Annotated in this window: 16 protein-coding genes; 6 read left to right on the forward strand and 10 right to left on the reverse strand. The window is 40.4% G+C overall.

Annotated elements, in window-relative coordinates:
- Positions 1–77: 77 nt before the first annotated feature.
- The 5 genes from nrdI to malQ form a co-directional block, all read right to left on the reverse strand.
- Positions 78–533 (reverse strand): class Ib ribonucleoside-diphosphate reductase assembly flavoprotein NrdI, encoded by a 456-nt coding sequence (gene nrdI / locus K1I56_RS05640; protein ID WP_045760033.1) that lies wholly within the window; start codon positions 531–533, stop codon positions 78–80.
- Positions 534–594: 61 nt separating this feature from the next.
- Positions 595–1,110 carry an ABC transporter permease gene (locus tag K1I56_RS05645; RefSeq protein ID WP_024055259.1) on the reverse strand — a complete coding sequence of 172 codons (516 nt, stop codon included), beginning with the start codon at positions 1,108–1,110 and terminating at the stop codon, positions 595–597.
- A 426-nt stretch (positions 1,111–1,536) separates the two neighbouring features.
- Positions 1,537–5,280, reverse strand: a complete 3,744-nt coding sequence (locus K1I56_RS05650; RefSeq protein WP_223325491.1) for a GbpC/Spa domain-containing protein — start codon at positions 5,278–5,280, stop codon at positions 1,537–1,539.
- 688 nt (positions 5,281–5,968) lie between these two features.
- Complete coding sequence (gene glgP, locus K1I56_RS05655; RefSeq protein ID WP_223325492.1) at positions 5,969–8,227, reverse strand: glycogen/starch/alpha-glucan family phosphorylase; 2,259 nt, start codon at positions 8,225–8,227, stop codon at positions 5,969–5,971.
- Between the two features lie 43 nt (positions 8,228–8,270).
- Positions 8,271–9,800 (reverse strand): 4-alpha-glucanotransferase, encoded by a 1,530-nt coding sequence (gene malQ / locus K1I56_RS05660; protein ID WP_223325493.1) that lies wholly within the window; start codon positions 9,798–9,800, stop codon positions 8,271–8,273.
- A 447-nt stretch (positions 9,801–10,247) separates the two neighbouring features.
- Here malQ and K1I56_RS05665 point away from each other — a divergent pair, with 447 nt between their 5' ends.
- The 6 genes from K1I56_RS05665 (at position 10,248) to pulA (ending at position 17,806) form a co-directional block, all read left to right on the forward strand.
- Positions 10,248–11,504 (forward strand): extracellular solute-binding protein, encoded by a 1,257-nt coding sequence (locus K1I56_RS05665; protein WP_023919928.1) that lies wholly within the window; start codon positions 10,248–10,250, stop codon positions 11,502–11,504.
- A gap of 127 nt (positions 11,505–11,631) precedes the next feature.
- Positions 11,632–12,927 carry a sugar ABC transporter permease gene (locus tag K1I56_RS05670; RefSeq protein ID WP_223325494.1) on the forward strand — a complete coding sequence of 432 codons (1,296 nt, stop codon included), beginning with the start codon at positions 11,632–11,634 and terminating at the stop codon, positions 12,925–12,927.
- A gap of 1 nt (position 12,928) precedes the next feature.
- Positions 12,929–13,771 (forward strand): sugar ABC transporter permease, encoded by an 843-nt coding sequence (locus K1I56_RS05675; protein WP_031574714.1) that lies wholly within the window; start codon positions 12,929–12,931, stop codon positions 13,769–13,771.
- Positions 13,772–13,914: 143 nt separating this feature from the next.
- Entirely contained in the window at positions 13,915–14,727 is an 813-nt protein-coding gene (locus tag K1I56_RS05680; RefSeq protein WP_223325495.1) for a DUF1189 family protein, read from the forward strand.
- Positions 14,728–14,738: 11 nt separating this feature from the next.
- Positions 14,739–15,722 carry a LacI family DNA-binding transcriptional regulator gene (locus K1I56_RS05685; protein WP_223325496.1) on the forward strand — a complete coding sequence of 328 codons (984 nt, stop codon included), beginning with the start codon at positions 14,739–14,741 and terminating at the stop codon, positions 15,720–15,722.
- Between the two features lie 8 nt (positions 15,723–15,730).
- Positions 15,731–17,806, forward strand: a complete 2,076-nt coding sequence (gene pulA, locus K1I56_RS05690) for a type I pullulanase (RefSeq protein ID WP_223325497.1) — start codon at positions 15,731–15,733, stop codon at positions 17,804–17,806.
- 29 nt (positions 17,807–17,835) lie between these two features.
- On the opposite strand, the gene K1I56_RS05695 is transcribed toward pulA, so the two are convergent.
- From K1I56_RS05695 to dltC, 5 genes are all read right to left on the reverse strand, one after another.
- Positions 17,836–18,777: a YitT family protein gene (locus K1I56_RS05695; protein WP_021154122.1), complete on the reverse strand. Its 942-nt coding sequence runs from the start codon at positions 18,775–18,777 to the stop codon at positions 17,836–17,838.
- Between the two features lie 75 nt (positions 18,778–18,852).
- On the reverse strand, positions 18,853–20,607 hold the full coding sequence (gene aspS, locus K1I56_RS05700) for an aspartate--tRNA ligase (protein ID WP_223325498.1): 1,755 nt from the start codon (positions 20,605–20,607) through the stop codon (positions 18,853–18,855).
- Positions 20,608–20,704: 97 nt separating this feature from the next.
- On the reverse strand, positions 20,705–20,932 hold the full coding sequence (locus K1I56_RS05705; RefSeq protein ID WP_223325499.1) for a hypothetical protein: 228 nt from the start codon (positions 20,930–20,932) through the stop codon (positions 20,705–20,707).
- Positions 20,933–21,184: 252 nt separating this feature from the next.
- Positions 21,185–22,453, reverse strand: a complete 1,269-nt coding sequence (gene dltD / locus K1I56_RS05710) for a D-alanyl-lipoteichoic acid biosynthesis protein DltD (protein ID WP_223325500.1) — start codon at positions 22,451–22,453, stop codon at positions 21,185–21,187.
- On the reverse strand, positions 22,446–22,685 hold the full coding sequence (gene dltC / locus K1I56_RS05715; protein ID WP_024055455.1) for a D-alanine--poly(phosphoribitol) ligase subunit DltC: 240 nt from the start codon (positions 22,683–22,685) through the stop codon (positions 22,446–22,448). The genes dltD and dltC overlap by 8 nt, the downstream gene beginning before the upstream one ends.
- Positions 22,686–22,694 lie beyond the last annotated feature (9 nt).

A 22,694-nucleotide genomic window follows, 5' to 3' on the forward strand; every position in this document is an offset into this window, starting at 1 on the left:
CCTACTCAACTGTGCGGAGGTGGGACGACGAAATCGAATTCTAACGAATTACCGATTTCTGTCCCACTCTCTTTATTTTAAAGATGATACAAATCTTCTACAATAGCGGCTACTTTTTTAATATCTCCCAACATCCCCCGCATTTCAAAATCGGCTAACATAGGGAAACCAAAGCGTTGGCTGTATTGCTTAGCGGTTAAACAATATTGATTGTTAAAATTCCGATTGCCTGATCCAACCACTCCTAAGCACTTACTGGCATTGTCTCCATAAGCAATAAAATCCGCGACATCTGTCGTCAAAATTTCCACATCGCCATTGTCAACACCATTTCCACCCTCCAAATAGGTTGGCAAAAAAGTGATAAAAGGGTTGGTCATTTCAAAGAAGGGCTGGCCCTCTTTGACCAGGTCTTTCACATGCACTTTCTCGATTTCAAGTCCGGGATGAGCTTCCAGCAAATAGTCACTTAAGCGACGGACAAAACTCTCTGTATTTCCACTCAGACTAATATAAACAAAGGATACTTTCATCTTTTTTCTCCAATCAAGAAGCTCTCTTATCCTCTAAGAGAGCTCCCTTTAAACTTATCTATTATGCCCTAGCTTGAGCTTTTCTCAAACGCAAGGTTTTATACAAAACAATTCCAAGGAAGAGAAGGGATAAAGCAGTCAAGAGTAACAAAGCAATGGACGAAGATGCCAGATATCGTTGGCGAAGCGCTGAGTTTGAAAAACTAGCTAATAGTGGACGCCCTGCAAAATAATTATAGCAAGAGAAGGCTTGACTTAACAAAATCTGTCCCATATAAGTATAATGAGCTGTTAACAGATCCTGCTTCATAAAGAGAAAATAGAAAGTTGCCAGCAAAGCAATCAGAATCAGGGAAACAAATAAAAAGGTTAGTGGAGACTGATTGAGTTGGGCTGATTTCTCATAATATGTCACATAGTCAGCCTTGTCTTGAGCCGTTGTTAAACCAAGTTGTTTAGCAAAATCATCTGTCAACTCAAAACTCTTTGAAGCTCCAAAGGTTGAAACAGCTGAAGTCAGGGTTCCAACCGTAGAGAAAAATAACAGGATATAAAGATAGATAGGTTTCTTTTTCATACAAACTCCTTTTCATTTCTTACACCCTATTATATCGCGATACAGATAGAAAGGCAAGCGCCTCAAAACCGTGGAAGCACTTGCCTGATCACTGATACGTTCAAATGAAATTCATTTGGAAAAGTAATGTGTGCAAAAGATGAAAAGCCATCGCAACTGTATCATTGGAATGATTAGAGATATAACGGAGTCCTATAAACTTTCATTCGAACACCACCAGTATACCTCATTCTCTTCTTCTTGTGTCATCCATTTCTATTCTGCTTCATTTCGACACGATTTGGTCTATAAAAGCCATTTCCTCTCCTTATCCAAAAACTATTCTGTTCTATTTCTCAACTATTTGGTCATCACTCCATCAAAAAAGCCAGAAGGACTTGCCTTCTGACTTTCTTTATTTAGATGAATGAACGAAAGAAACAAGAATTAATCTTCTTTTTTCTTGCGTGCAAGACCCAATCCAAGCAATCCAGCCATCGCACCTGCAAGAACAGCTGCAGTTGAGCTTTCTGTACCTGTATTTGGAAGCGCAGGTGTTTGTGGTTGCGCAGGTTGTACAGGCTGTTCCGGAACTTCAGGAGTTGGTTCGGTTGGAACCTCTGGAGTTGGTGGAACGATTGGTGTAGGTGGAACAATTGGTGTTGGTGGGTTGTATGGAGTTGGTGGAGTTGGAGGAACTGGTGTTGGTGGGGTTGGAATATCTGTTTCCGTTACCACTTTATTCTTATGCCATTTCACTTCAGCTGATTGAGGTTCCTCAGTTTTAGGGATTGTTTTGTATTTTGGTTGCTCAGGGGCTTTTGGTTCAATTGGAGAAACTGGAGAAACCGGTGCGACTGGTGTTGGTGGAGTCGGTTCTTTAATTTTTTCAATTTCCTCCTTCACCGGTTTAACTGGCGCCACTGGAGATACCGGATTCAATGGAGTAGGCAATGTTGGTTTTTCTTCATTTAATTTTGGCTCTACTGGAGCAACTGGAGCAACTGGGGCTGGCGGAATGACAAATGAACCTGGATTTTTTGGAAGACCAACATTTGAGTTGATTGCGAACCAATAAACAGTAGGTTGTCCAGCAGCATTAGCACCTTTAGCAGTAAAGACTAGGTGACCATCAGACATCTTCAAGCCTGCTCCACCGTAGTAGAGGTATGGAGAAGATGGATCATCCCAACCACGAAGAGTCGCTGAAGATTCCCCATTAAAGACGGCACCATGTTCAACGTATTGGTTATCTCTTTCAGATGTTACCTCTTTAGTAGCAGAATCATAAGAAACACTTGAGTTTGGAATTTTAATGTATTTATTATTTCCAATATTTACAGACTCTTGGTGCTCCACATTTTCAAATTTCTTCTTAGGCGTGAAAGTAATTTGACCTGTAGTGGCATCTACTTTGTATGAGCCAAGAACATCATCCTTACCTTCAAAAGTAAATTCTTCTGTACCAATAGAATGACCATTTCCTCCACCCGAAGTATTAACAGATGTTGCATCAATCACAGTTTCTTCACTAACTGCGAATTCGCTGCCATTCCATGTTGCTTTTTGTGCCACAATCTTGATTGGATTTTCAGCAGAGATTGTCACATCAGCCGTACCAAAGTCTGCTTTTCCATTTTTAACAACAACCGCATTGTTTTCAATGCTCATTGATGAACCATCTGCATATGGGTTCCAAGTTCCACGAACGGTATTCCCATTTTTGTCTTTAGCTTCTACTGTAAGGGTACGAGGTTTATCCCCACTATCTACATATGAAGCACCTGTCCAGTGGTTGAGGGAGTTCAACGCTACAATCGCATTGTGTTGGGTCAAATCAAACTTATTGCCATTACCGTCATAAAATTCAACATCAACAGCAACCTTAACAGGTTTGTCTTGATCATCTGTTGAAGCACCGACTGTTAGTGTTACAGTTGGGTCATTACTTACTGCTGCAATTCCCTTCCCATCCTTTGATGGGAGACTCAAAATCTCATAGCGGTAAATCACGCGCTTAATTGGATGCATATCCGTATTTTCACGCATACTGGACTGATTCAAGTTATCATAAGTAACGACAAATTTGTCGCCTTCTTTAACTTGAATGTACTCAGTTTTATTATTCTCCCAAGGACTAGTCGCTACAATATCTGAAGCTGTCAATTCATTGGAATCATACTGATGCACATTGCTTTTATTCAAGCGTTCTTGAGCTTCACGAGTGAGGTAAGTACTGATGCCGTCGATAGTATGAGTTGCACCGTCTTCACGTTGGAAGGTCAAATCTTGAGCAGTTTCAACATCTTTCAGTTCTTGGAAACCATTGTCATTCATATATTTTTCATACGCTTCTTTAGCATCTTTGTATTGAGCCAAAGCTGTTTCTAAACTTGCAAGTTTAGCTTGATAAAGTTTTGCATATTGTTCATTCACAGCATCATAACTTGATTTTGCTTTATCATAAGCTGCTTTTACAGCCACAAACTCAATTTCGTTTGAAGCGTACTTAGCTTTTGCTTCCTCAAATGCTTTCTTATCTTCCTCATACTGAGATTTAGTATTTTTATATAAATTTTTTGCAGCTGTTAAATCTTTTGCTTTTTTTGTAAGTTCCTTAGTAGGTTTTCCGTCTTTGTCTTTTTCTACTTCTTTTTCTTCATCTTCTTCAATCGTATTACTTTCTACAATATTAACTGTTGCATTTTTGTAGATTGCTTTAATTTCTTTTTCGAATTTGTTAAATTTGTTTACTACTGTATCGTATTCAGTTTTAGCTTTAGCATAAGAAGTTGCAGCCGTATCATATTCTAATTTATCTTTTGCATACTGTTCTTGTGCTTTTTGATAATCTGATACCGCCTTATTATATTCTTCAGTAGCTTTGTTATATTTCGCCATTTCTGAATCATACTGTGTTTTTGCAATATCATAACTTGATTTTGCTACATCGTATGCTGTTTTAGTTGAATCATAACTAGCCTTGGCTGTTTCATATGATGTTTTCTTATCATTATAATTTTCAGCATCTACATCATATTTTGCTTTTGCAGTTTCATATGCTGATTTCTCTGCTTCATATTTAGCTTTCAGCGCAGCATATTCCGCCGAATCTGTCCCACCAGTAGATGTTGCAACATTATAAGCCACTAGAGCAGTATCGTATGCTGTCTTAGCTTCATTATATGCTGCTAGATCTTGTTGGTATTGTTTTTCAGCTGCAGTATATTCTTTAGTTTGTTGATCGAATTTATTCTCAGCAGCTGCTTGAGCAAGTTTATTTTTTTCAAACTCTGCTTTTTTAGATTCGTATGATTCTAATTCCTTATCATATTGAGCTTTAGCTACATTATACTGAGCAAGAGCGGCATCGTAAGAAGTTTTTGCAGTATTGTACGATGCTGTTGCATCGGTAAAACTCAACTCATTATCAGCATATTTTGCTGCATCTGTTTCATATTTAGCTTTACTAGTTTCATAAGTTGCTTTTGCAGCTTCGTATTGCTCCTTAACTAGTTTATAGGAATCAGAGTCTTTACTTGAAGTTGAAGTAGAAGCTGCTTTATATGCTGCTAAAGCTTCTTCATATGCTTTTTGGGATTCTGCGTAAGAAGCTTTTGCTTTTTCATATTCAGCTTTTTGAGCCTGATATGCCAATAAATCATTCTGGTATTCAGTATTAGCTTGATCGTAGTCAGCCTTTGCTTTAGCATTTTCAGCTTCTACTTGCTTTTGTTTAGCTAATTTTGCTTCATACTCAGCTTTGGCCTTTTTGTAGTTTTCAACGACTGTATTGATTTCAGCTGTTTGAGCTTTGTTATCTGCTTCTGCTGCTGCGATAGATGGTTGGATTTTTTCAGCCTCTTCTGTAACGGTCACACCTTCTGTAGCTGCATCTGCTTTTGCTTTCTCAAGTTCTGGTGATTCTACATAAGTAGTCGTAACTGTTTTATTTCCTTCTGTAACACTTGTAGATGTCAACTTAGAACTTGTTGCAACAGCTGCATCGCTTGTTGCTGTATCCGTAGTAGTTGCTTCAGTTGCAGGCGCTGTTGTCTCATCTGCTTTCACTTCTGCTCCGTAGGTATTAACAGTAGCCAATCCAGCGATGGCTAATGAAACAACACCGACTGATAACTTACGAATTGAAAATTTTTCCTGCTTCGAAACATGTTCACGATAGCTTTTCATTTTCAAAACTCTCCTTTTTATGTTTAAAAAAATCTCACTGTAGAGGCAAAAATATGCTACTTTCAGTTAAATCTATTGTATCACAATCAACCATTTTAAAATATTTGTTGATTTAATTTTTTATTTTACTTTAAAGATATAACAACTTGAAACGCCAAACTTTCAAGTTCTTCTTCATCTTTTAGTTGAAAATATATGTAAACAGACTTGAAAAAACCTTTATTTTCAAAGGTTTTCAGGCCGCTTTCTCTTTTTATAAATTTCACCGGAAGACTTTTTAAGGGGAAGTATTTTTTTATACTAATAGATTAGATTTGACCTACAAAACAAAAAATTATGTAACATTTTCCCTTTTTAGGTCCGTAAAATTCAAAAAAACAACAAATTTTAAGGAATCAGCCATTGCTTGAAACCCCTTACCTAAACCTTAGTTAGAGCTATTTTTTGGGGACGGTTATTCCCTTTTATTTCGAAAAACGGGCACATCGTTTTTTCTTTTTCGATGTCTCCTTCACTTTATTTCAGAAAGCAACATGAAAATCAAGGGCAAATTGAAAGAAAATCTCCTCCCACACTCATGCACCATCTGTAGCTACGCTCCTCCCAATCTCTAGTCCTTTCCAATTTCCTCCCCCAATTCTATAAAAAAAGACCAGGGTCCTAAGAACCTTGGTCTAATAACTAGTGATTAGTTTAAGTGCCAGATGTCTTCGTTATACTGAGCGATCGTACGGTCAGATGAGAAGAATCCTGCTTTAGCAATGTTAACGATGACTTGATCCAACCATGCATCACGGTCTTCGTAGTCAGCCAACATGCGTTCTTTGGTGACAATGTAGTCTTCCAAGTCAAGAAGAGTCATGAACCAGTCTTTGTTGATCAATTCATTGTGAAGACGAGTCAAGCGTTCTTTGTCCCCAACAGCAAGAACGGCATCGCTGATAATGAAGTCCACCAATGGTTTGATAGCTTCACGTTCATAGAAGTCCGCTGATTTGTATGCTGATTTCTCATATAGATCGATTACAGTTTCTGAATCTTCACCGAAGATGTAGATGTTGTCACGTCCAACCAATTCAGCGATTTCCACGTTTGCTCCATCCATAGTACCAAGTGTCAACGCACCATTCAACATGAATTTCATATTACCAGTACCTGAAGCTTCCTTAGAAGCAAGGGAGATTTGCTCAGAAATATCGCTAGCTGGGATCAAGTAGCTTGCAGCAGTTACGTTGTAGTTTTCTACCATAACAACTTGCAAGTGTGGAGCTACCGCTGGATCGTTTGCAATCACTTCAGACAAGCATAGGATCAAGTGGATGATATCTTGTGCAATGGTGTAGGCAGGAGCTGCTTTACCACCAAAGAGAACAGTGATTGGACGAGCAGGGATATTTCCAGCTTTGATGTCCAAGTATTTGTGGATCACATACAAAGCGTTCATTTGTTGACGTTTGTATTCGTGAAGACGTTTGATTTGGGTATCAAAGATAGAATTTGGATTGATTTCCACACCTTGATGGTCTTTCAAGAAACGAGCCAATTTGCGTTTGTTGTGAGACTTGATGTTTTCCAATTTGGCTTTGACTGCATCTTTATCTTCATAAGAAAGAAGGTCTTCCAATTTAGATGCGTCATGGTGCCAGTCACGTCCGAGGATATCATCCAAGTAGTGTGACAAGGTTGGGTTAGCATGCATGAGCCAACGACGGAATGTGATACCGTTTGTTTTGTTGTTGAATTTTTCAGGGTAAATGTCGTAGAAGGCTTTCAACTCAGAATTCTTCAAGATTTCTGTATGGAGAGCTGCAACCCCGTTTACACTGTATCCGTAGTGGATATCCATGTGGGCCATGTGTACGCGATCATTCTCATCAATGATTTGAACAGCTGGATCTTTGTATTCAGCGCGAACACGGCGGTCCAATTCTTCAATGATTGGTACCAAGTGAGGAACCACTTCTTGCAAGAATTCAAGTGGCCATTTTTCAAGGGCTTCCGCAAGGATTGTATGGTTAGTGTAAGCCGTCATGCTACGAACGATAGAGATGGCTTCATCCATTCCAATACCACGTTCTGTCAAAAGACGGATCAATTCAGGGATGACCATTGATGGGTGAGTATCGTTGATTTGTACAACAGCATAGTCAGCAAGGTCATGCAAGTTGCTTCCTTTTTCGATGGCTTCGTCGATGATCAATTGTGCACCATTTGATACCATGAAGTATTGTTGGAAGATACGGAGCAATTCCCCTTGACGGTTACTATCATCTGGGTACAAGAAGAGGGTCAAGTTGCGAGCGATATCTGTCTTGTCAAAGTTAATACCATCTTCAATAATAGATGAATCAACTGAATCCAAGTCGAACAAACGCAAACGGTTCTTGGTATCAATCTTGTAACCAGGGACGTCGATATCATAAAGGGTAGAAGTCAATGTGAAGTGTGCAAATGGCACTTTGTAGCTACGACTTGAACGAACGAGCCAGCTTTGGTCAGTCAACCATGCGTTTGGAATTGTTTCTTGTTGGTTGTTTTTAAATACTTGTTGGAACAAACCAAAGTGGTAGTTCAAACCAACCCCATCCCCTGTCAAACCAAGGCTTGAGATAGAGTCGATAAAGCAGGCTGCCAAACGTCCCAAACCACCGTTACCAAGTGATGGTTCCAATTCCACTTCTTCTACTTCGATCAAGTCTTTACCAGCATCTGACAATTCTTTTTTAACATCGTCGTAAAGACCCAAGTTGATCAAGTTGTTAGACAAGAGTTTACCAATCAAGAACTCAGCTGAGATATAGTAAACTTTTTTCTTACCAGTATTTAATTTCTTTTGGGCACTTGCTTGCTTGGTGTAATTTAGCAAGGCAATGTACAATTCTTCATTTGAACATTCTGCAATTGTTTTTTGGTGATGATCAATCACATATTTTTGTAATGATTCCATGTTTTAAAGTCTCCTTTGTTTCAACAATTTTAATAGGGAAAGATTATTTTTCTGCTTTCTTAACTTCTTTTTTCAAATCTTTGTTTTCACGACGATAGATCGTAGTGAAATCAAGCAATTCTTGCTCGACAGCTGGAGTCAATTGATCCGCTGTCATCCGCCATGACCAGTTACCACCAAGAGTTGATGGGAAGTTCATCCGAGCTGAACCATCCAACTCAAGCAAGTCTTGCATCGTAGCAATCGCCATGAAGCTGACGGAAGCAAAGACGGTACGAAGCATAGCATGTGGAACAGATTCATACTCTTTCCGGTTGGTATAACGAGCAAGGTACTCACGAGTTGGATCGTCGATTTCATTGCGGTACCATCCAAGAACTGTGTTGTTATCATGTGTTCCAGTGTACATCACAGAGTTGTTTGGTGCCAAGTGAGGGCTATCGATACTTTCATCGTCAGGATTGAAGGCGAATTGAAGAATCTTCATTCCTGGGAAGCCAGTACGTTCGCGAAGCTCAATGACTTCATCCGTCATAAAGCCAAGGTCCTCAGCGATGATGTTCAAATCACCGAGCTCTTCCTTCACGGCTGCAAAGAGTTTGTAGCCAGGACCTTTGACCCATTTACCTGGTGCTGCAGTTTCAGAACCAGCAGGGATTTCCCAGTATGATTCGAAACCACGGAAGTGGTCGATCCGAACGATGTCATAGATCTTGAAGCTTTCACGCAAGCGTTCAATCCACCATTGGTAGCCATCTTTGTCCATTGCTTCCCAGTCATAGATTGGGTTCCCCCAAAGTTGACCAGTTGCTGAGAACTCATCTGGCGGGCATCCTGCAATGCAAGTTGCTTTTCCGTTTTCATCTGTTTTGAAGAGATGAGGATTAGCCCACATGTCGCTTGAATCTTCTGCTACATAGATTGGCATATCTCCCACAATTTCAATGTGGTGGTCGTTAGCATAAGCTTTCAAGGCCAACCATTGTTGGAAGAAGAAGAATTGAGTCACACGATGGTAAGTCAATTTATCAGCCAATTCTTCACGGTATTTAGCCAAAGCTTTTGGCTCACGCGCACGAATAGCTGCATCTGGCCACTCTGTCCAAGCTTTCAAATCAAAGTGTTCTTTAATAGCCATGTATTCTGTGAAGAGCTCCAACCAAGAAGCATTGGCTTCACAAAATTCTTGGAATTCTTTTTGATCACTTGATTTTAAGAAATTCGCAACTGCTTTTTCAAGCAAGGGACGACGTTGTTCGAAAACCTTTGCATAATCCACTTGAGTAGGATCTTGACCAAAGTCCACTCCTTTAAGGTCTGCTTCTGTCAACAAACCTTGTTCGATCAAAAGATCGAAATCAATAAAATGAGTGTTCCCAGCAAAAGCTGAGAAAGATTGGTATGGAGAATCTCCATAACTGGTTGTACCAAGCGGCAAGATTTGCCAGTAACGTTGCTTGGTCCGAACGAGGAAATCAACAAAATCATATGCTGATTGTCCGAATGATCCGATTCCGTATTGTCCAGGAAGGGAAGAAATGTGCATCAAAACACCACTTTGACGTTTTTTCATGGGTTACCACCTCTTTTTATTTCTTTGAAGCCTGCGATTCGGTGCACGGTATGGGTATCGTTGCAGAGTCGTATCCAGCTCTCAAGCGGCTCTACTCTTTGTTAAAATCGAACAGGCGCAACTCAGTTTACGCAATTTTTGCGAAAACGTTTGCGTACCATGTCATTATAAACTTTTTCCATATTTTCTGCAAGGGGTTTCTTAAAAACTTTTTAACTTTTTTCAGAATGTCCTCACCCCCCTAGTGTATTCTTTCCTTTGCCTAATGTCAACAAATTTAATGTATTTTATAGAAGAAAGTTCGGAATTAAAATATTTTTAAAAAATTTTCTCAAAATCACTTGCAAACGTTTTCGCCTTGTGATATACTTAAGTCGTTTTAGGAAAACGTTTGTCTAAAACGGTTTCTAATTATTATCTTTTTTTATTCTTTAGGAGGAATAAATCATGAAACGTACAATTTTACGTAGTGCTGCTGTACTTGGTACAGTTGGTTTTGCCGGCTTCTTACTTGCTGCTTGTAGCAATAACTCATCAGGTTCTTCTGAGGCAAGTAAAGAAATCAACGTCTATGTAGACAAAGGCTACAAATCTTATGTTGAAGAAGCTGCAAAAGCTTTTGAAAAAGAAAATGGCGTAAAAATTAACATCAAGACTGGTGATGCTCTTGGTGGATTGGATAACCTTTCTCTTGATAACCAATCTAAAAAAGCTCCAGACGTTATGATGGCACCATACGACCGTGTAGGTGGTCTTGGTAGCGATGGTCAATTGGCTGAAGTGACATTAAACAAAGATAGCCATACAGATAAAACAACTGAAGCTCTTGTAACAAACGGTGGTAAAGTTTACGGTGCACCTGCTGTCATCGAAACATTGGTTCTCTACTATAACAAAGATCTTGTAAGCGAAGCTCCAAAAACATTTGGTGATCTTGAAAATCTTGCAAAAGATAGCAAGTACGACTTCGCTAGCGAACCTGGTAAAACAACTGCCTTCTTAGCTGACTGGACAAACTTCTACTACACTTACGGTTTACTTTCAGGTAACGGCGGTTATGTGTTTGGTAAAGACGGTACAGATCCTAAAGATATTGGATTGAACAACCAAGGTTCTATCGATGGTATCGAATATGCAAAAACTTGGTATGCTAAATGGCCAAAAGGTTTGCAAGATACAAAAGCTGCTGCTAACTTCATCCAAACACAATTCCAAGAAGGTAAAACAGCTGCTATCATCGATGGTCCTTGGAAAGCTGCTTCATTGAAAGAAGCTAAAGTAAACTACGGTGTCGCAACGATTCCAACTCTTCCAAACGGAAAACAATACTCTGCCTTTGGTGGTGGTAAAGCTTGGGTTATCCCTGCAGGTGCGAAAAACCTTGATGGCGCTCAAAAATTCATTGACTTCTTGACAAGTACTGACCAACAAAAAGCTTTGTTTGACAAGACCAATGAAGTTCCTGCCAACACAGAAGCTCGTAAATATGCGGTTAGCAAAAACGATGAATTGACAACTGCCGTTGTTGATCAATTCAAGAATGCTCAACCAATGCCAAATATCTCAGAAATGAGTGCTGTTTGGGATCCAGCTGCTACTATGCTTTTCGATGCTGTAAGTGGTAAAAAATCTGCAAAAGCATCTGCTGACGATGCAGTGAAATTGATTAAAGAAACCATCGAACAAAAATTCGGTAGCAAATAAGACAGTTTTTAGGTGTGAGTAAGAGGTTGGAGACAAAGTCCCAACCTCTTATGTTCAATTTTCAAGCACAACTTACTGTCTGACTTGTCTTCTTGCTCTCTAGCAAGGACATTATAAGGAGATTTGAATGACTACAGAACAAAACCCTAAAAAGGCTATGTGGCTCTCTTTGATCCCGGGTCTTGGGCAAATTTATAACAAACAAAAAACCAAAGGCTATATTTTTCTTGCCGTAACCATTCTCTTTCTCGCCTATTTCCTAGGAATTGGAGCTGGAGAATTAGCGAAATTGGTTACACTTGGAACCGTCCGTGGACAAGATAATTCTCTCTTTATCTTGATTCGTGGCGCCTTCCACTTGATCATCACTGTTGTTTACTTCCTATTTTATGCCTTAAATATTAAGGATGCTGGAACAGTTGCTAAACGCATCAACAACGGGATTGCCGTTCCAAAAACCTTGAAAGAAATGGTTCAAGCCATCTATGAAAATGGCTTCCCATATTTATTGATTATTCCTTCATACATTGCTATGACATTTGCGATTATCTTCCCAGTTTTAGTAACTTTGATGATCGCCTTTACCAACTACGACTTCAAACATACCGCTCCAACAACCTTGCTTGATTGGATCGGGTTCCAAAACTTCACTAATATGTGGACCTTGAGTACCTTCCGCTCAGCCTTTACATCGGTTCTTGGCTGGACCTTGATTTGGGCACTCGCAGCTTCTACTCTTCAAATCGTACTCGGTATCTTGACCGCTATTGTTGCAAACCAACCATTCGTAAAAGGAAAACGAATCTTTGGGGTTATCTTCTTGCTTCCTTGGGCTGTTCCAGCCTTCATCACTATCCTAACTTTCTCAAATATGTTTAACGATAGTGTCGGTGCTATCAATGCACAAGTTATCCCATTGTTTGCGAAGATCTTCCCATTCTTAGATGGCATTTTGATTCCTTGGAAAACAGATCCTACCTGGACAAAAATTGCTTTGATTATGATGCAAGGTTGGCTCGGCTTCCCTTACATCTACGTCTTGACTTTAGGGATTCTTCAATCTATTCCAAACGATCTTTACGAAGCTGCTTATATTGATGGTGCCAACGGTTGGCAAAAATTCCGCAGCATCACTTTCCCAATGATTATGGCTGTTGCAGCTCCAACTTTGATCAGTCAGTACACCTTCAACTTTAATAACTTCTCCATCATTTACTTGTTTAACGATGGGGGACCTGGTTCTGTCGGAGGAAACGCCGGATCTACAGATATCTTGATCTCATGGATCTACAAGTTGACAACCAATTCTTCTCCTCAATATTCAATGGCCGCAGCGGTAACCTTGATTATCTCTGTGATTGTGATCTCAATCTCTATGGTTGCCTTCAAGAAACTACATGCATTTGATATGGAGGATGTATAAAATGAAAAATTCAGTTCAATTTAAACGCCGCCTCAATCATTTCTTGACATACCTGTACATGGTGGTTCTTTCAATCGTTATCATTTATCCATTGTTGATTACGGTTCTATCAGCCTTCAAATCAGGGAATGTCAGTGCCTTTACACTTGATTTTAGTGGCAATCTTAGTTTTGATAACTTCTCAAAACTTTTCTCTGAAACTCATTATGGCACTTGGTATATGAACACCTTGGTTATCGCCATTATCACCATGATTGTACAAACAAGTATCGTTACCTTCGCAGGTTACGCATACAGCCGTTACAATTTCTTGGCGCGTAAACAAAGTTTGGTCTTCTTCTTGATTATTCAAATGGTCCCAACCATGGCAGCCCTCACAGCCTTCTTCGTTATGGCTTTGATGCTGAATGCCTTGAACCAACCTTGGTTCTTGATCTTCCTTTATGTTGGTGGTGGTATTCCAATGAATGCCTGGTTGATGAAGGGATACTTCGATACTGTTCCAATTTCCCTCGATGAATCTGCGAAATTGGATGGAGCTGGACACTTCCGTCGCTTCTGGCAAATCGTCCTTCCTCTTGTTCGTCCAATGATTGCTGTTCAAGCGCTTTGGGCTTTCATGGGGCCTTTCGGAGACTATATCTTGTCTAAATTCTTGCTTCGTGACGAAGTGAACTATACGGTAGCCGTTGGTCTTCAAACCTTTATCAGTGACCAAAAAAATCAAAAAATCGCCTTCTTTGCAGCCGGTGCTATTTTGATCGCGGTTCCAATCTGTACCTTATTCTTCTTCCTACAAAAGAACTTTGTTTCAGGCTTGACAGCTGGTGGAGATAAAGGATAAAATAGAATCTTATTTCAAGCACATTTTATTTTTAAGTTAAGGGTAGTATGGTGGATGCTTTACTACCCTTCGTTAAGAATAAAATCAATCAAAGAGATTTCTCTTTGCATTTCTGATACTCTTATGTTTAGAAAGGTCATCTTATGCCCTATCCTTTTAATTATTTTGCAAGTATCTTCCATTTCCGCTCTTCTTTTGCAAACCGCAAAAAACTGAGCTGGTTCCAAATGATTTTTACTTCTTTCTTTCTAATCTCTATCACACTATTACCTGTGGCTCTGCAAAATGCTCAACTCAAAACCTATCCTTTGACAACCTTTGTCAGCGATGTGTTTGATCCTTTATCAACAGACGTTATGAAAGATATCCAAGAACACGTCGTGATCAAAGACCAAGAGCTCACCTATACAGGGACTAACCCTGTACACAAGACTTCAAAAGGACAGGTTATCTTAGGCCAAGAGGCAAAGGCTAGTGAAGGCAAGGAGTTAACACTCCATTTTGATCGCAAACAATTGATTATCTCAAAAGAGAATAAAGAACTCGCTACAGTCTCATACCAGGCTATTAATCAAGAGAGCCTTCGGGATAAAAAAAGCTTCACTCAAGCTATCTCTAGCGATTGGTTTCGCGACAATCGACTCCCTGTCAGTCTCTTTCTCGTGATTTTCTCTGGCTTCTTATCGACAGTCAATTATTTGATTCTCATCGTAGGGGCATCTTTCTTCCTCTACTTGACACGAAAATCTCGACTCTTTTCACTACAAACTTTCAAGGAATGTTTCAATTGTATTCTGAATTGCTTGGGACTCCCTATTTTACTGAGTGTCTTCATCAGTTTACTATTCCATCAAGTATTTACTACGACGATCATGATCCAAAATGTCTTATTTGTACTCTATCTTGCTATGGTGTTTTATAAGACCCACTTCCGTGATCCAGACTATCACCGCTAGGAGGTTTTCTCATGCGTGTTACCATCAAAGATGTGGCGAAACTCGCTGGCGTCGCGCCTTCAACTGTCACGCGCGTCATCCAAAATAAATCCACGATTAGTGATGAAACAAAAAAACGAGTCCGTGAGGCCATGGTCGAGTTGGATTACCATCCCAATCTTAATGCTCGCAGCCTTGTCAGCCAATCTAGTCAAGTCATTGCTTTGGTTCTTCCAATCGATAGTGACGTTTTCTACCAGAATCCTTTCTTCCCAACTGTTTTAAGAGGAATTACCCAGATCGCGTCAGACAATGATTATGCCATCCAAATCTGTACGGGGCAAAATGAAGAACGGCGGCTCGACAACCTCAAACAACTCATCTACGGAAATCGTGTAGATGGTTTGATTTTCCTTTATTCCAACCCGAATGATCCCCTCGTTGAATTTGCGATCAAAGACAAGTTCCCCTTCCTCATTCTCGGAAAGGCAGCTTCACCTTTTGTATCACTAGTGGATAATGATAATATCAAGGCTGCATTTGATGCGACGGATTATTTCATTCAACAAAACTACCGAAAAATTGCTTTTATCGGGGGAAACAAAGAACTGTTCGTATCTCAAGACCGCTACGAAGGTTATAAAGAAGCCCTCCAAAAAGCAGGGATTCCTCTCGATGAAAAACTGGTTCATTTCTCATTTGGTTTTATGTTGGAAGACAATTCTTATCAAATGATGGAGAGCCTTCCCCTAGCAGAGTTAGATGCCATCATGACAACCGATATTCTCGTTGCTGAAGGGGTGCGCCAATACCTATTAGAACACCAGCTGACAATCCCGATTATTTCCTTTGATTCGATTAAGCCACGACTCGATATTGAAGCCTATATTGACATCAATGCAGTGGAACTCGGACGCGAATCTGTTCGAACGATTCTACAAATTATCAAGGATCACAAAGAAGGAAAAACCGTTTGCTACCGTCAATTGATTGACCATATCATTACGAAACTTTAGGAGTCTTTATGTCTACATTTACTGCTTATTTAGATGACCAAGACCTGATTCTTATCCAAAAAGGAGAGGAGCATATCCTTCCTTTTTATTTGGAAACGAACCAAGGTCATCTTGCCTTAATCCCTGTCAAAACGTCAAGTGCAGCGACTGACACAGGAGACTATTTCTTAAGCCCTATTCCGCTTGAACTCGGAGAAGAGTACACCATCTACGATGCTGCTGGAAATTCTTCTATTCTCCACTATCGTCAAATTGTTCGCAAACCCATTTTTGATCAAACCTTCACCTATACTGGAGAGGATCTAGGAAGTTTCTACACACTACGTCAGACGCAATTTAAATTCTGGGCACCCATTTCGCAAGATGTGACCCTCCATATCGAAGATCAGGTCTATCCAATGAATCGTACAGAAAACGGTGTCTGGGAACTCGTGCTCAAAGGGGATTGGGAAGGAGCTGCCTACCACTATGAGTTTCGTGTCAATGGCCTAGAACGTCGGATTCATGATCCCTATGCTCTATCCTCTTTAGCGAACTCTGGAGATAGCTTGGTCATCGACCGGAAGAAGATCACACGTCCTATCAGGCGTGCTGCTCGTCAATTAGACCCGACAGAAGCAATCATCTACGAGATGAGCGTTCGGGATTTCTCTGTCCAAAAAGAGGCTGGCTTTAAACACCCGGGTAAGTTTAAAGGTTTAACAGAATCGCCCCAACTAAATGGCCAGATCCTTGGATTTGATTACCTTCAAAAACTGGGCATTACCCATGTACAGTTACTTCCAGTTTACGATTTCGGTAGTGTCGATGAAGAGGATCAATGGAAAGCCTACAACTGGGGCTATGATCCTGTTCAATACAATGTTCCAGAAGGCAGCTATGCGAGTGAGCCTAACGATCCTTATGCGCGAATCCTAGAGCTCCAAGACACCATTGACACCTATCACCGGGCCAATCTGAGTGTCATCATGGATGTAGTCTACAATCACGTCTACCAGGCAGATGAGTATGCTTTTGAACAGATCGTTCCTGGTTATTTCTACCGCTATAATGCAGAGGGAGAGCGGACCAATGGAACCTTCTGCGGAAATGACGTGGCAAGTGAACGCTCCATGGTGAGACACTATATCAAGCAATCTCTCAAACAATGGGTTTCCCTCTACGGCTTTGATGGTTTCCGCTTTGATTTGATGGGAATCCTAGACATTCAAACCATGACAGAGATTGCAGAAGAACTCCGTGAAATCTATCCTAACATCTATCTCTATGGGGAAGGGTGGAAGATGGATACCGGCCTCTCTGAAGATCAGCTCGCTCACCAATATAATTCGAAACGATTACCAGCCTTTGGCTTTTTCAGTGATAACTTCCGGGATACGATCAAGAGAACACTTGTAGCCGGTCACCGTCGTGAGAGTCAACATTCTGCGAATGATTTTGCGAACATTCTAACGGCGAATGTCGGGAAGCTAGGGCCTGCTCATTTCACCCAACCGCAACAAGCCATTCAGTACGTCGAATGTCACGACAATGCAACTGTTTTTGATTATTTCCAACTTGAAAAGGAAGAGATTCGTCTAGAAGATCGAAAAGCTCTCTCACGATTAGCTCTTCATTTAGTGTTACTAGCTCAAGGAGTGCCGTTTATCCATGCTGGTCAAGAATTTTATCGCACAAAAGGGCTCGAAGACAACACCTATAACTTGCCAGATAGTCTCAACCAATTGGACTGGACATCCCTTTCAAAATGCCAAGAAGAAATTGCTTTTCTTGAAGAATTGATTGCTTATCGGAAATCACAGCCACTCCTTCGTTTGAAAAAAGGGCAAGAGATTCGCGACTACTGTGATGTCAAATGGTTGTCTGATCATCATTTGATCTACACGATTGAGAAAGATCGTGAAAAAATAACGATTCTTGTCAATATCGGTGATCAAGAACAGACCTATCAACATCCGAGCGATAGTCAGCTGTTATTTGCCTATCCTCATGCCAACCTAAAAACCCCTATTCCTAAAGGAAAGGAACTTTCTATTCCTGCCCATAGTTGGCTCCTTCTCCATGAAACTGAATCAACAAAATAAAGGTCACCACAATGTGGTGACCTTTATTTTTATTCTTCTGTTTCCACAAAGCGTCCAATGATATGAACGTTTTCTGAAATGGTGATAAAAGCCTGAGGATCAGCTTTTTTCATAATATATTTGAATTCATTAAACTCTGCACGCGTAATAACTGTCAACAGAACCGCTTTTTCCTGATGGTTATAGGTTCCCTCTGCATTGTGGATAATGGTCGCTCCACGATGCAATTTTTTATGGATCTTTTCAATAATGGCATCTGGCTGGCTCGTTACGATCATTGCCTGCATCCGTTTTTGCTTGGTAAAGACAGCATCCGTTACTCGACTCGATACGAAGATGGTAATCATAGAGTAAAGAGCATACTTCCAACCAAAGGTCAGACCAGCGATCAACATAATGGTCCCATTGACCAAAAAGGAGATACTGCCGACATTCTTTCCTGTCCGTTTTCGAATCGTCAAACTGACAATATCCGTTCCTCCACTGGAAATGTTGTTCCGAAGAGCAAAACCAATCCCTGTTCCCATGACAACCCCACCAAATAGGGCATTCATGATCGGATCGTTGGTCAACGTAATCACTGGCACGAACTGAATAAAGAGGGAACTCATCGAAACCGTAATAAAGGTAAAGATGGTAAATTTATGGCCAATTTGATACCAAGCCACAATCATCAAAGGGATATTGATGGCATAAAAGGTCAACGAAACCGGAATCGTAAAACCAATAAAGCGTTGGCTCAGAACAGATAAAATCTGAGCTAGACCTGTTGCACCGCTGGAGTATACATGTCCTGGTTGAAAGAAGAAGTTGACGGCAATCGCTGATAGAAAACCATACAGCAAGGAAGCTGACACTTTTTCATCGTATTTCTCACGGGAGATGCTCTTCAGCACGCGCAATAATTTAATGTTATAAGCTAGTCGCCGCACATGATAGCGAAATAGCTTATGAAAGCGAGTTTTTTTCATTTTCAATCCATCGATTAGAAGAAAAGGAAAATCTTAGAGCAACTGATTTCTAGACTTTCCTTTTTCTCTCTTGTCCTATTCTTGCTCTGCTACTTCTACTTGAAGATTTAACTCATCCAATTGTTTTTCAGAAACGACAGAAGGAGCTTGTGTCATTGGATCTGTCGCCTTGTTATTCTTAGGAAAGGCAATGACTTCCCGAATATTATCTTCACCTGCAAGAAGCATCACGAAGCGGTCCAAACCAATCGCCAATCCTCCATGTGGTGGGAAACCGTAATCCATTGCTTCCAACAAGAACCCAAATTGTTCATTAGCAGCTTCTTTTGTAAATCCAAGCGCCTTGAACATCCTTTCTTGTAAATCTTTATGATTAATCCGTAGGCTTCCTCCACCTAATTCATAGCCATTTAAGACGATATCATAGGCAATCGCCCGAACTTTTGAAAGATCGCCTTCCAATTCATGCTCTGTTTCAGCTTGTGGAAGTGTAAATGGATGGTGAGCAGACATATAACGGCCTTCCTCTTCAGACCATTCAAACATTGGCCAATCCACTACCCAAAGGAAGTTGAATTGATTGTTGTCAATCAAGTCAAGCTCTTTCGCAAGACGAACACGCAAAGCACCAAGTGTTGCATTGGCTACTTCAAGAGTATCTGCTACAAAGAGGACTAGATCTTTGTCTTCTAATTGTAAAGCAACTGTCAAGTCACTTGTCAATTCTGTCAAGAACTTCGCAACAGGACCGTTCAAGGCACCTTCAGCATATTTCACCCAAGCAAGACCTTTTGCACCATATTGCTTCGCAACTTCTGTCAATTTATCGATGTCTTTACGAGAGTAATGATCCGCTGCACCTTTGACAACGATCGCCTTAACTGCTGGAGCTTCTGAAAAGACTTTGAAGTCTACACCCTTGACAAGCTCTGTCAAGTCTTGAAGCAACATTTCAAAACGTGTATCTGGTTTATCTGAACCATATAAGGCCATGGCATCATCATAATTCATCCGTGGGAATGGGAGTGTTACCTCAATTCCCTTGGTTTCTTTCATGACACGTGCAATCAAGCCTTCTGTGATATCTTGGATTTCTTGATCACTCAAGAAAGAGGTTTCCAAGTCGACCTGTGTAAATTCAGGTTGACGGTCTCCCCGTAAATCCTCATCCCGGAAACACTTCACGATTTGATAATAGCGGTCAAATCCAGCATTCATCAACAATTGTTTTGTAATCTGAGGACTTTGTGGAAGGGCATAGAAATGGCCTTTGTTGACACGGGAAGGAACCAAGTAGTCACGTGCTCCTTCTGGAGTTGACTTAGAAAGGAACGGTGTTTCCACATCAATAAACTCTAATTCATCTAAGTAATTGCGGATTGAATGAGTTACTTTTGCACGGAGTTTGAGGTTTTCCAACATCTCAGGACGACGAAGGTCTAAGTAGCGGTAACGAAGACGAGTATCATCATTGGCTTCAATTCCATCCTTGATTTCAAATGGCGTTGTTTTGGCAGTATTAAGAACCGTAATAGCCTCTACCTTGAGTTCTACTGCACCTGTTGGCAAGTTCGGATTCGCTTGTTCACGAGCTTCCACAAGACCTGTCACTTCTACAACATATTCACTGCGGATGCTTTCAGCTGTGGCCATCACTTCTGCACTAACTGTTTCTGGATTGATCACCAATTGCATGATTCCTTCGCGGTCGCGTAAATCAATAAAGATCAAACCACCCAAGTCACGACGACGGCTAACCCATCCTTTCAAGGTAATATGAATTCCAATGTGTTCTTCACGAACACGTCCAGCATACATTGAACGTTTCATTTCTAATTAATCTCCAAACTAATATTCTTCCTTCTATTTTACCATAAAGACCAGCAGAAAGTGGCCTTTAGCTCAACTTTTTCAGTTACCAACTTCTTTAGTTATCGTGGTCAACTTCTTCCTTCTTTTTGGGATCATCGTAGAGAGTGGGGGCTATCACCTTCATTAAAGTCGCTGTCCCAAATCTCAAGACAGCTGCTGCTAGTCCAAAAATAGGGGATAAGTAACGGAAAAAGAAATCTCCCCTAAGTGCGTAGGTCATGCCACCCACAATAAAAAAGATCACAATCCCCTGAACAATTGCGTAAAACCAAATTTTTTTCACACTACTTCTCCTTTTCACATGCTAGCTGACTTATCCACCGTTTTTCATCACTTATCCACAAAAATGTGGATAACTTTTACCTATTTTCCCCTTAAAAGAGGAAGGTTCATCAGCATCAGGACCTGTTTTCATCCATTTACAAACAAGTTTCCCACAATCTGTGGATAACTTTCTTGCTCGTTTGTGACTTTCTCGTCATTCTCCTCACAAATCAAGGAGCCAGGATTCGATCCTGCCCCCTTTGATCAAACATTATTTAAATTTGTCTGGTGTCCCTTTATATTGGGCCCAGTCTTTGCTGAAGAAGCGATCATTTAGATGGTAAGTTGGTGCTTTTTCAGCTTTTGTGACAAAGGGATTGACCGCTTTATCAAAGGCTAGCCAACCATTCCATCCCATATGAATCGTATCTTCCATAAAGTAGGGCTGATCACCATCTTTAGAAAAGTCTGCAATATTGGTGAATCCTTGACTTTCCAATTGGTAACGAATCTTTTGAACAGCCTGTTCATACTTTTCTTGGCTCAAGCCTGTGTATTTCATCCATTTAGCATTGACTGGAGGAATCACAAAGATGACATTGGTCCGAGATTTAGCAAACTGGTCTAGAACCAACTGCAAGTCATTGTACTCTGGAGATTGAACATAGGATTCGTTCTTTTGGAAACCTTTTAGTTTCTTCAACTTCATTTTTAAACGAGTATTGTAAAAATGATTGCTGATTCCAAGGTCGTTGTTATTGGTTTTGACTTTTGCTTCAGCCGTTGCAATTTCCTCCAATTTCTCATATGAGAATTGATCTGGCAAATCTTGTAGACGTTTTTTGACCTTCTTATCGTAATTCCCGTTTGTACGAGTAGCGAGATTGCTAAATAAGGCATCTTCGCGCTGAACAAGATGGGAAACAAGCTGGTTCAAAGACTGATCAAATCTTGAAATTTTCTTTCCTTGAGAAATGTTCGTCACAACACTTTGAAAGGCGACATTTGGATACTGTTGCAACAGGCGTTTCGCGGCATACTGGGATGCAGCATCCTGTTGGTGATTGGCAATAAAGCTATTCAACTGATCGCTATTAAAGAATTGTTGAAAGGCAGAGGAATCATAGCCCTTCTTGGTAAACCATTGCGGAGAAACCACATAAACAGCTGTATTGTCCTTAAGTTCTGGCAAAATCTGTTGCATTCCAAAATACTGGTTCAAAGAAGCCGCACCACGTTCTCCTAAAAAGTAGGGTCTGTAATTACGGTCATATTTTTCAGCCAAAACTGCTGGATGCACCACATCAAAACGCAACCATTCACTTGAGCCGAAATAAGGAACAAATCGATGCTGTGGATCCGAAAGTGCTTCTTGCTTCTTTGTACGACTCTTGAAGCCTTCTGCATTCAGACTAACCGCAGCTTTTTTCTCTTCAGTATAGTTGTGCTTATGATTGATTGGATAAAAGAATAATAAAGCTGCTACCATGAGGAGCGCGCAAAATACGGGCCCTAAAATCAGCCATAAACGCTTAAGCATTCTGAAGCTCCGTTACACCTTCTACGATCTTGTTAGCAGTATTCCAATCATCGCGTCCAAATTCAGATACAGGAACACGGATGCCAAAGCGACTTTCCAATTCCACAATCAATTCGACTGTTCCCATACTATCAAGAACACCCGCATCAAAGAGATCCTCATCCATCATGTCTGAGACATCTTCCATAAACAATTCGTCAATAATTTCAATTACTTGTGATTTTACATCCATTTTTTATTC

Origin of the sequence: Streptococcus parasanguinis (assembly GCF_019929185.1) — a bacterium.
In the GTDB taxonomy this organism is placed as follows: Bacteria; Bacillota; Bacilli; order Lactobacillales; family Streptococcaceae; genus Streptococcus; species Streptococcus parasanguinis_O.

Coding starts and splice junctions, on each gene's coding strand:
- pulA (WP_223325497.1), top strand. CDS start 15,731: ATGTCTACATTTACTGCTTATTTAGATGACCAAGACCTGATTCTTATC.
- K1I56_RS05685 (WP_223325496.1), top strand. CDS start 14,739: ATGCGTGTTACCATCAAAGATGTGGCGAAACTCGCTGGCGTCGCGCCT.
- K1I56_RS05670 (WP_223325494.1), top strand. CDS start 11,632: ATGACTACAGAACAAAACCCTAAAAAGGCTATGTGGCTCTCTTTGATC.
- dltD (WP_223325500.1), bottom strand. CDS start 22,453: ATGCTTAAGCGTTTATGGCTGATTTTAGGGCCCGTATTTTGCGCGCTC.
- malQ (WP_223325493.1), bottom strand. CDS start 9,800: ATGAAAAAACGTCAAAGTGGTGTTTTGATGCACATTTCTTCCCTTCCT.
- dltC (WP_024055455.1), bottom strand. CDS start 22,685: ATGGATGTAAAATCACAAGTAATTGAAATTATTGACGAATTGTTTATG.
- K1I56_RS05680 (WP_223325495.1), top strand. CDS start 13,915: ATGCCCTATCCTTTTAATTATTTTGCAAGTATCTTCCATTTCCGCTCT.
- glgP (WP_223325492.1), bottom strand. CDS start 8,227: ATGGAATCATTACAAAAATATGTGATTGATCATCACCAAAAAACAATT.
- K1I56_RS05695 (WP_021154122.1), bottom strand. CDS start 18,777: ATGAAAAAAACTCGCTTTCATAAGCTATTTCGCTATCATGTGCGGCGA.
- K1I56_RS05675 (WP_031574714.1), top strand. CDS start 12,929: ATGAAAAATTCAGTTCAATTTAAACGCCGCCTCAATCATTTCTTGACA.
- aspS (WP_223325498.1), bottom strand. CDS start 20,607: ATGAAACGTTCAATGTATGCTGGACGTGTTCGTGAAGAACACATTGGA.
- nrdI (WP_045760033.1), bottom strand. CDS start 533: ATGAAAGTATCCTTTGTTTATATTAGTCTGAGTGGAAATACAGAGAGT.
- K1I56_RS05650 (WP_223325491.1), bottom strand. CDS start 5,280: ATGAAAAGCTATCGTGAACATGTTTCGAAGCAGGAAAAATTTTCAATT.
- K1I56_RS05645 (WP_024055259.1), bottom strand. CDS start 1,110: ATGAAAAAGAAACCTATCTATCTTTATATCCTGTTATTTTTCTCTACG.
- K1I56_RS05665 (WP_023919928.1), top strand. CDS start 10,248: ATGAAACGTACAATTTTACGTAGTGCTGCTGTACTTGGTACAGTTGGT.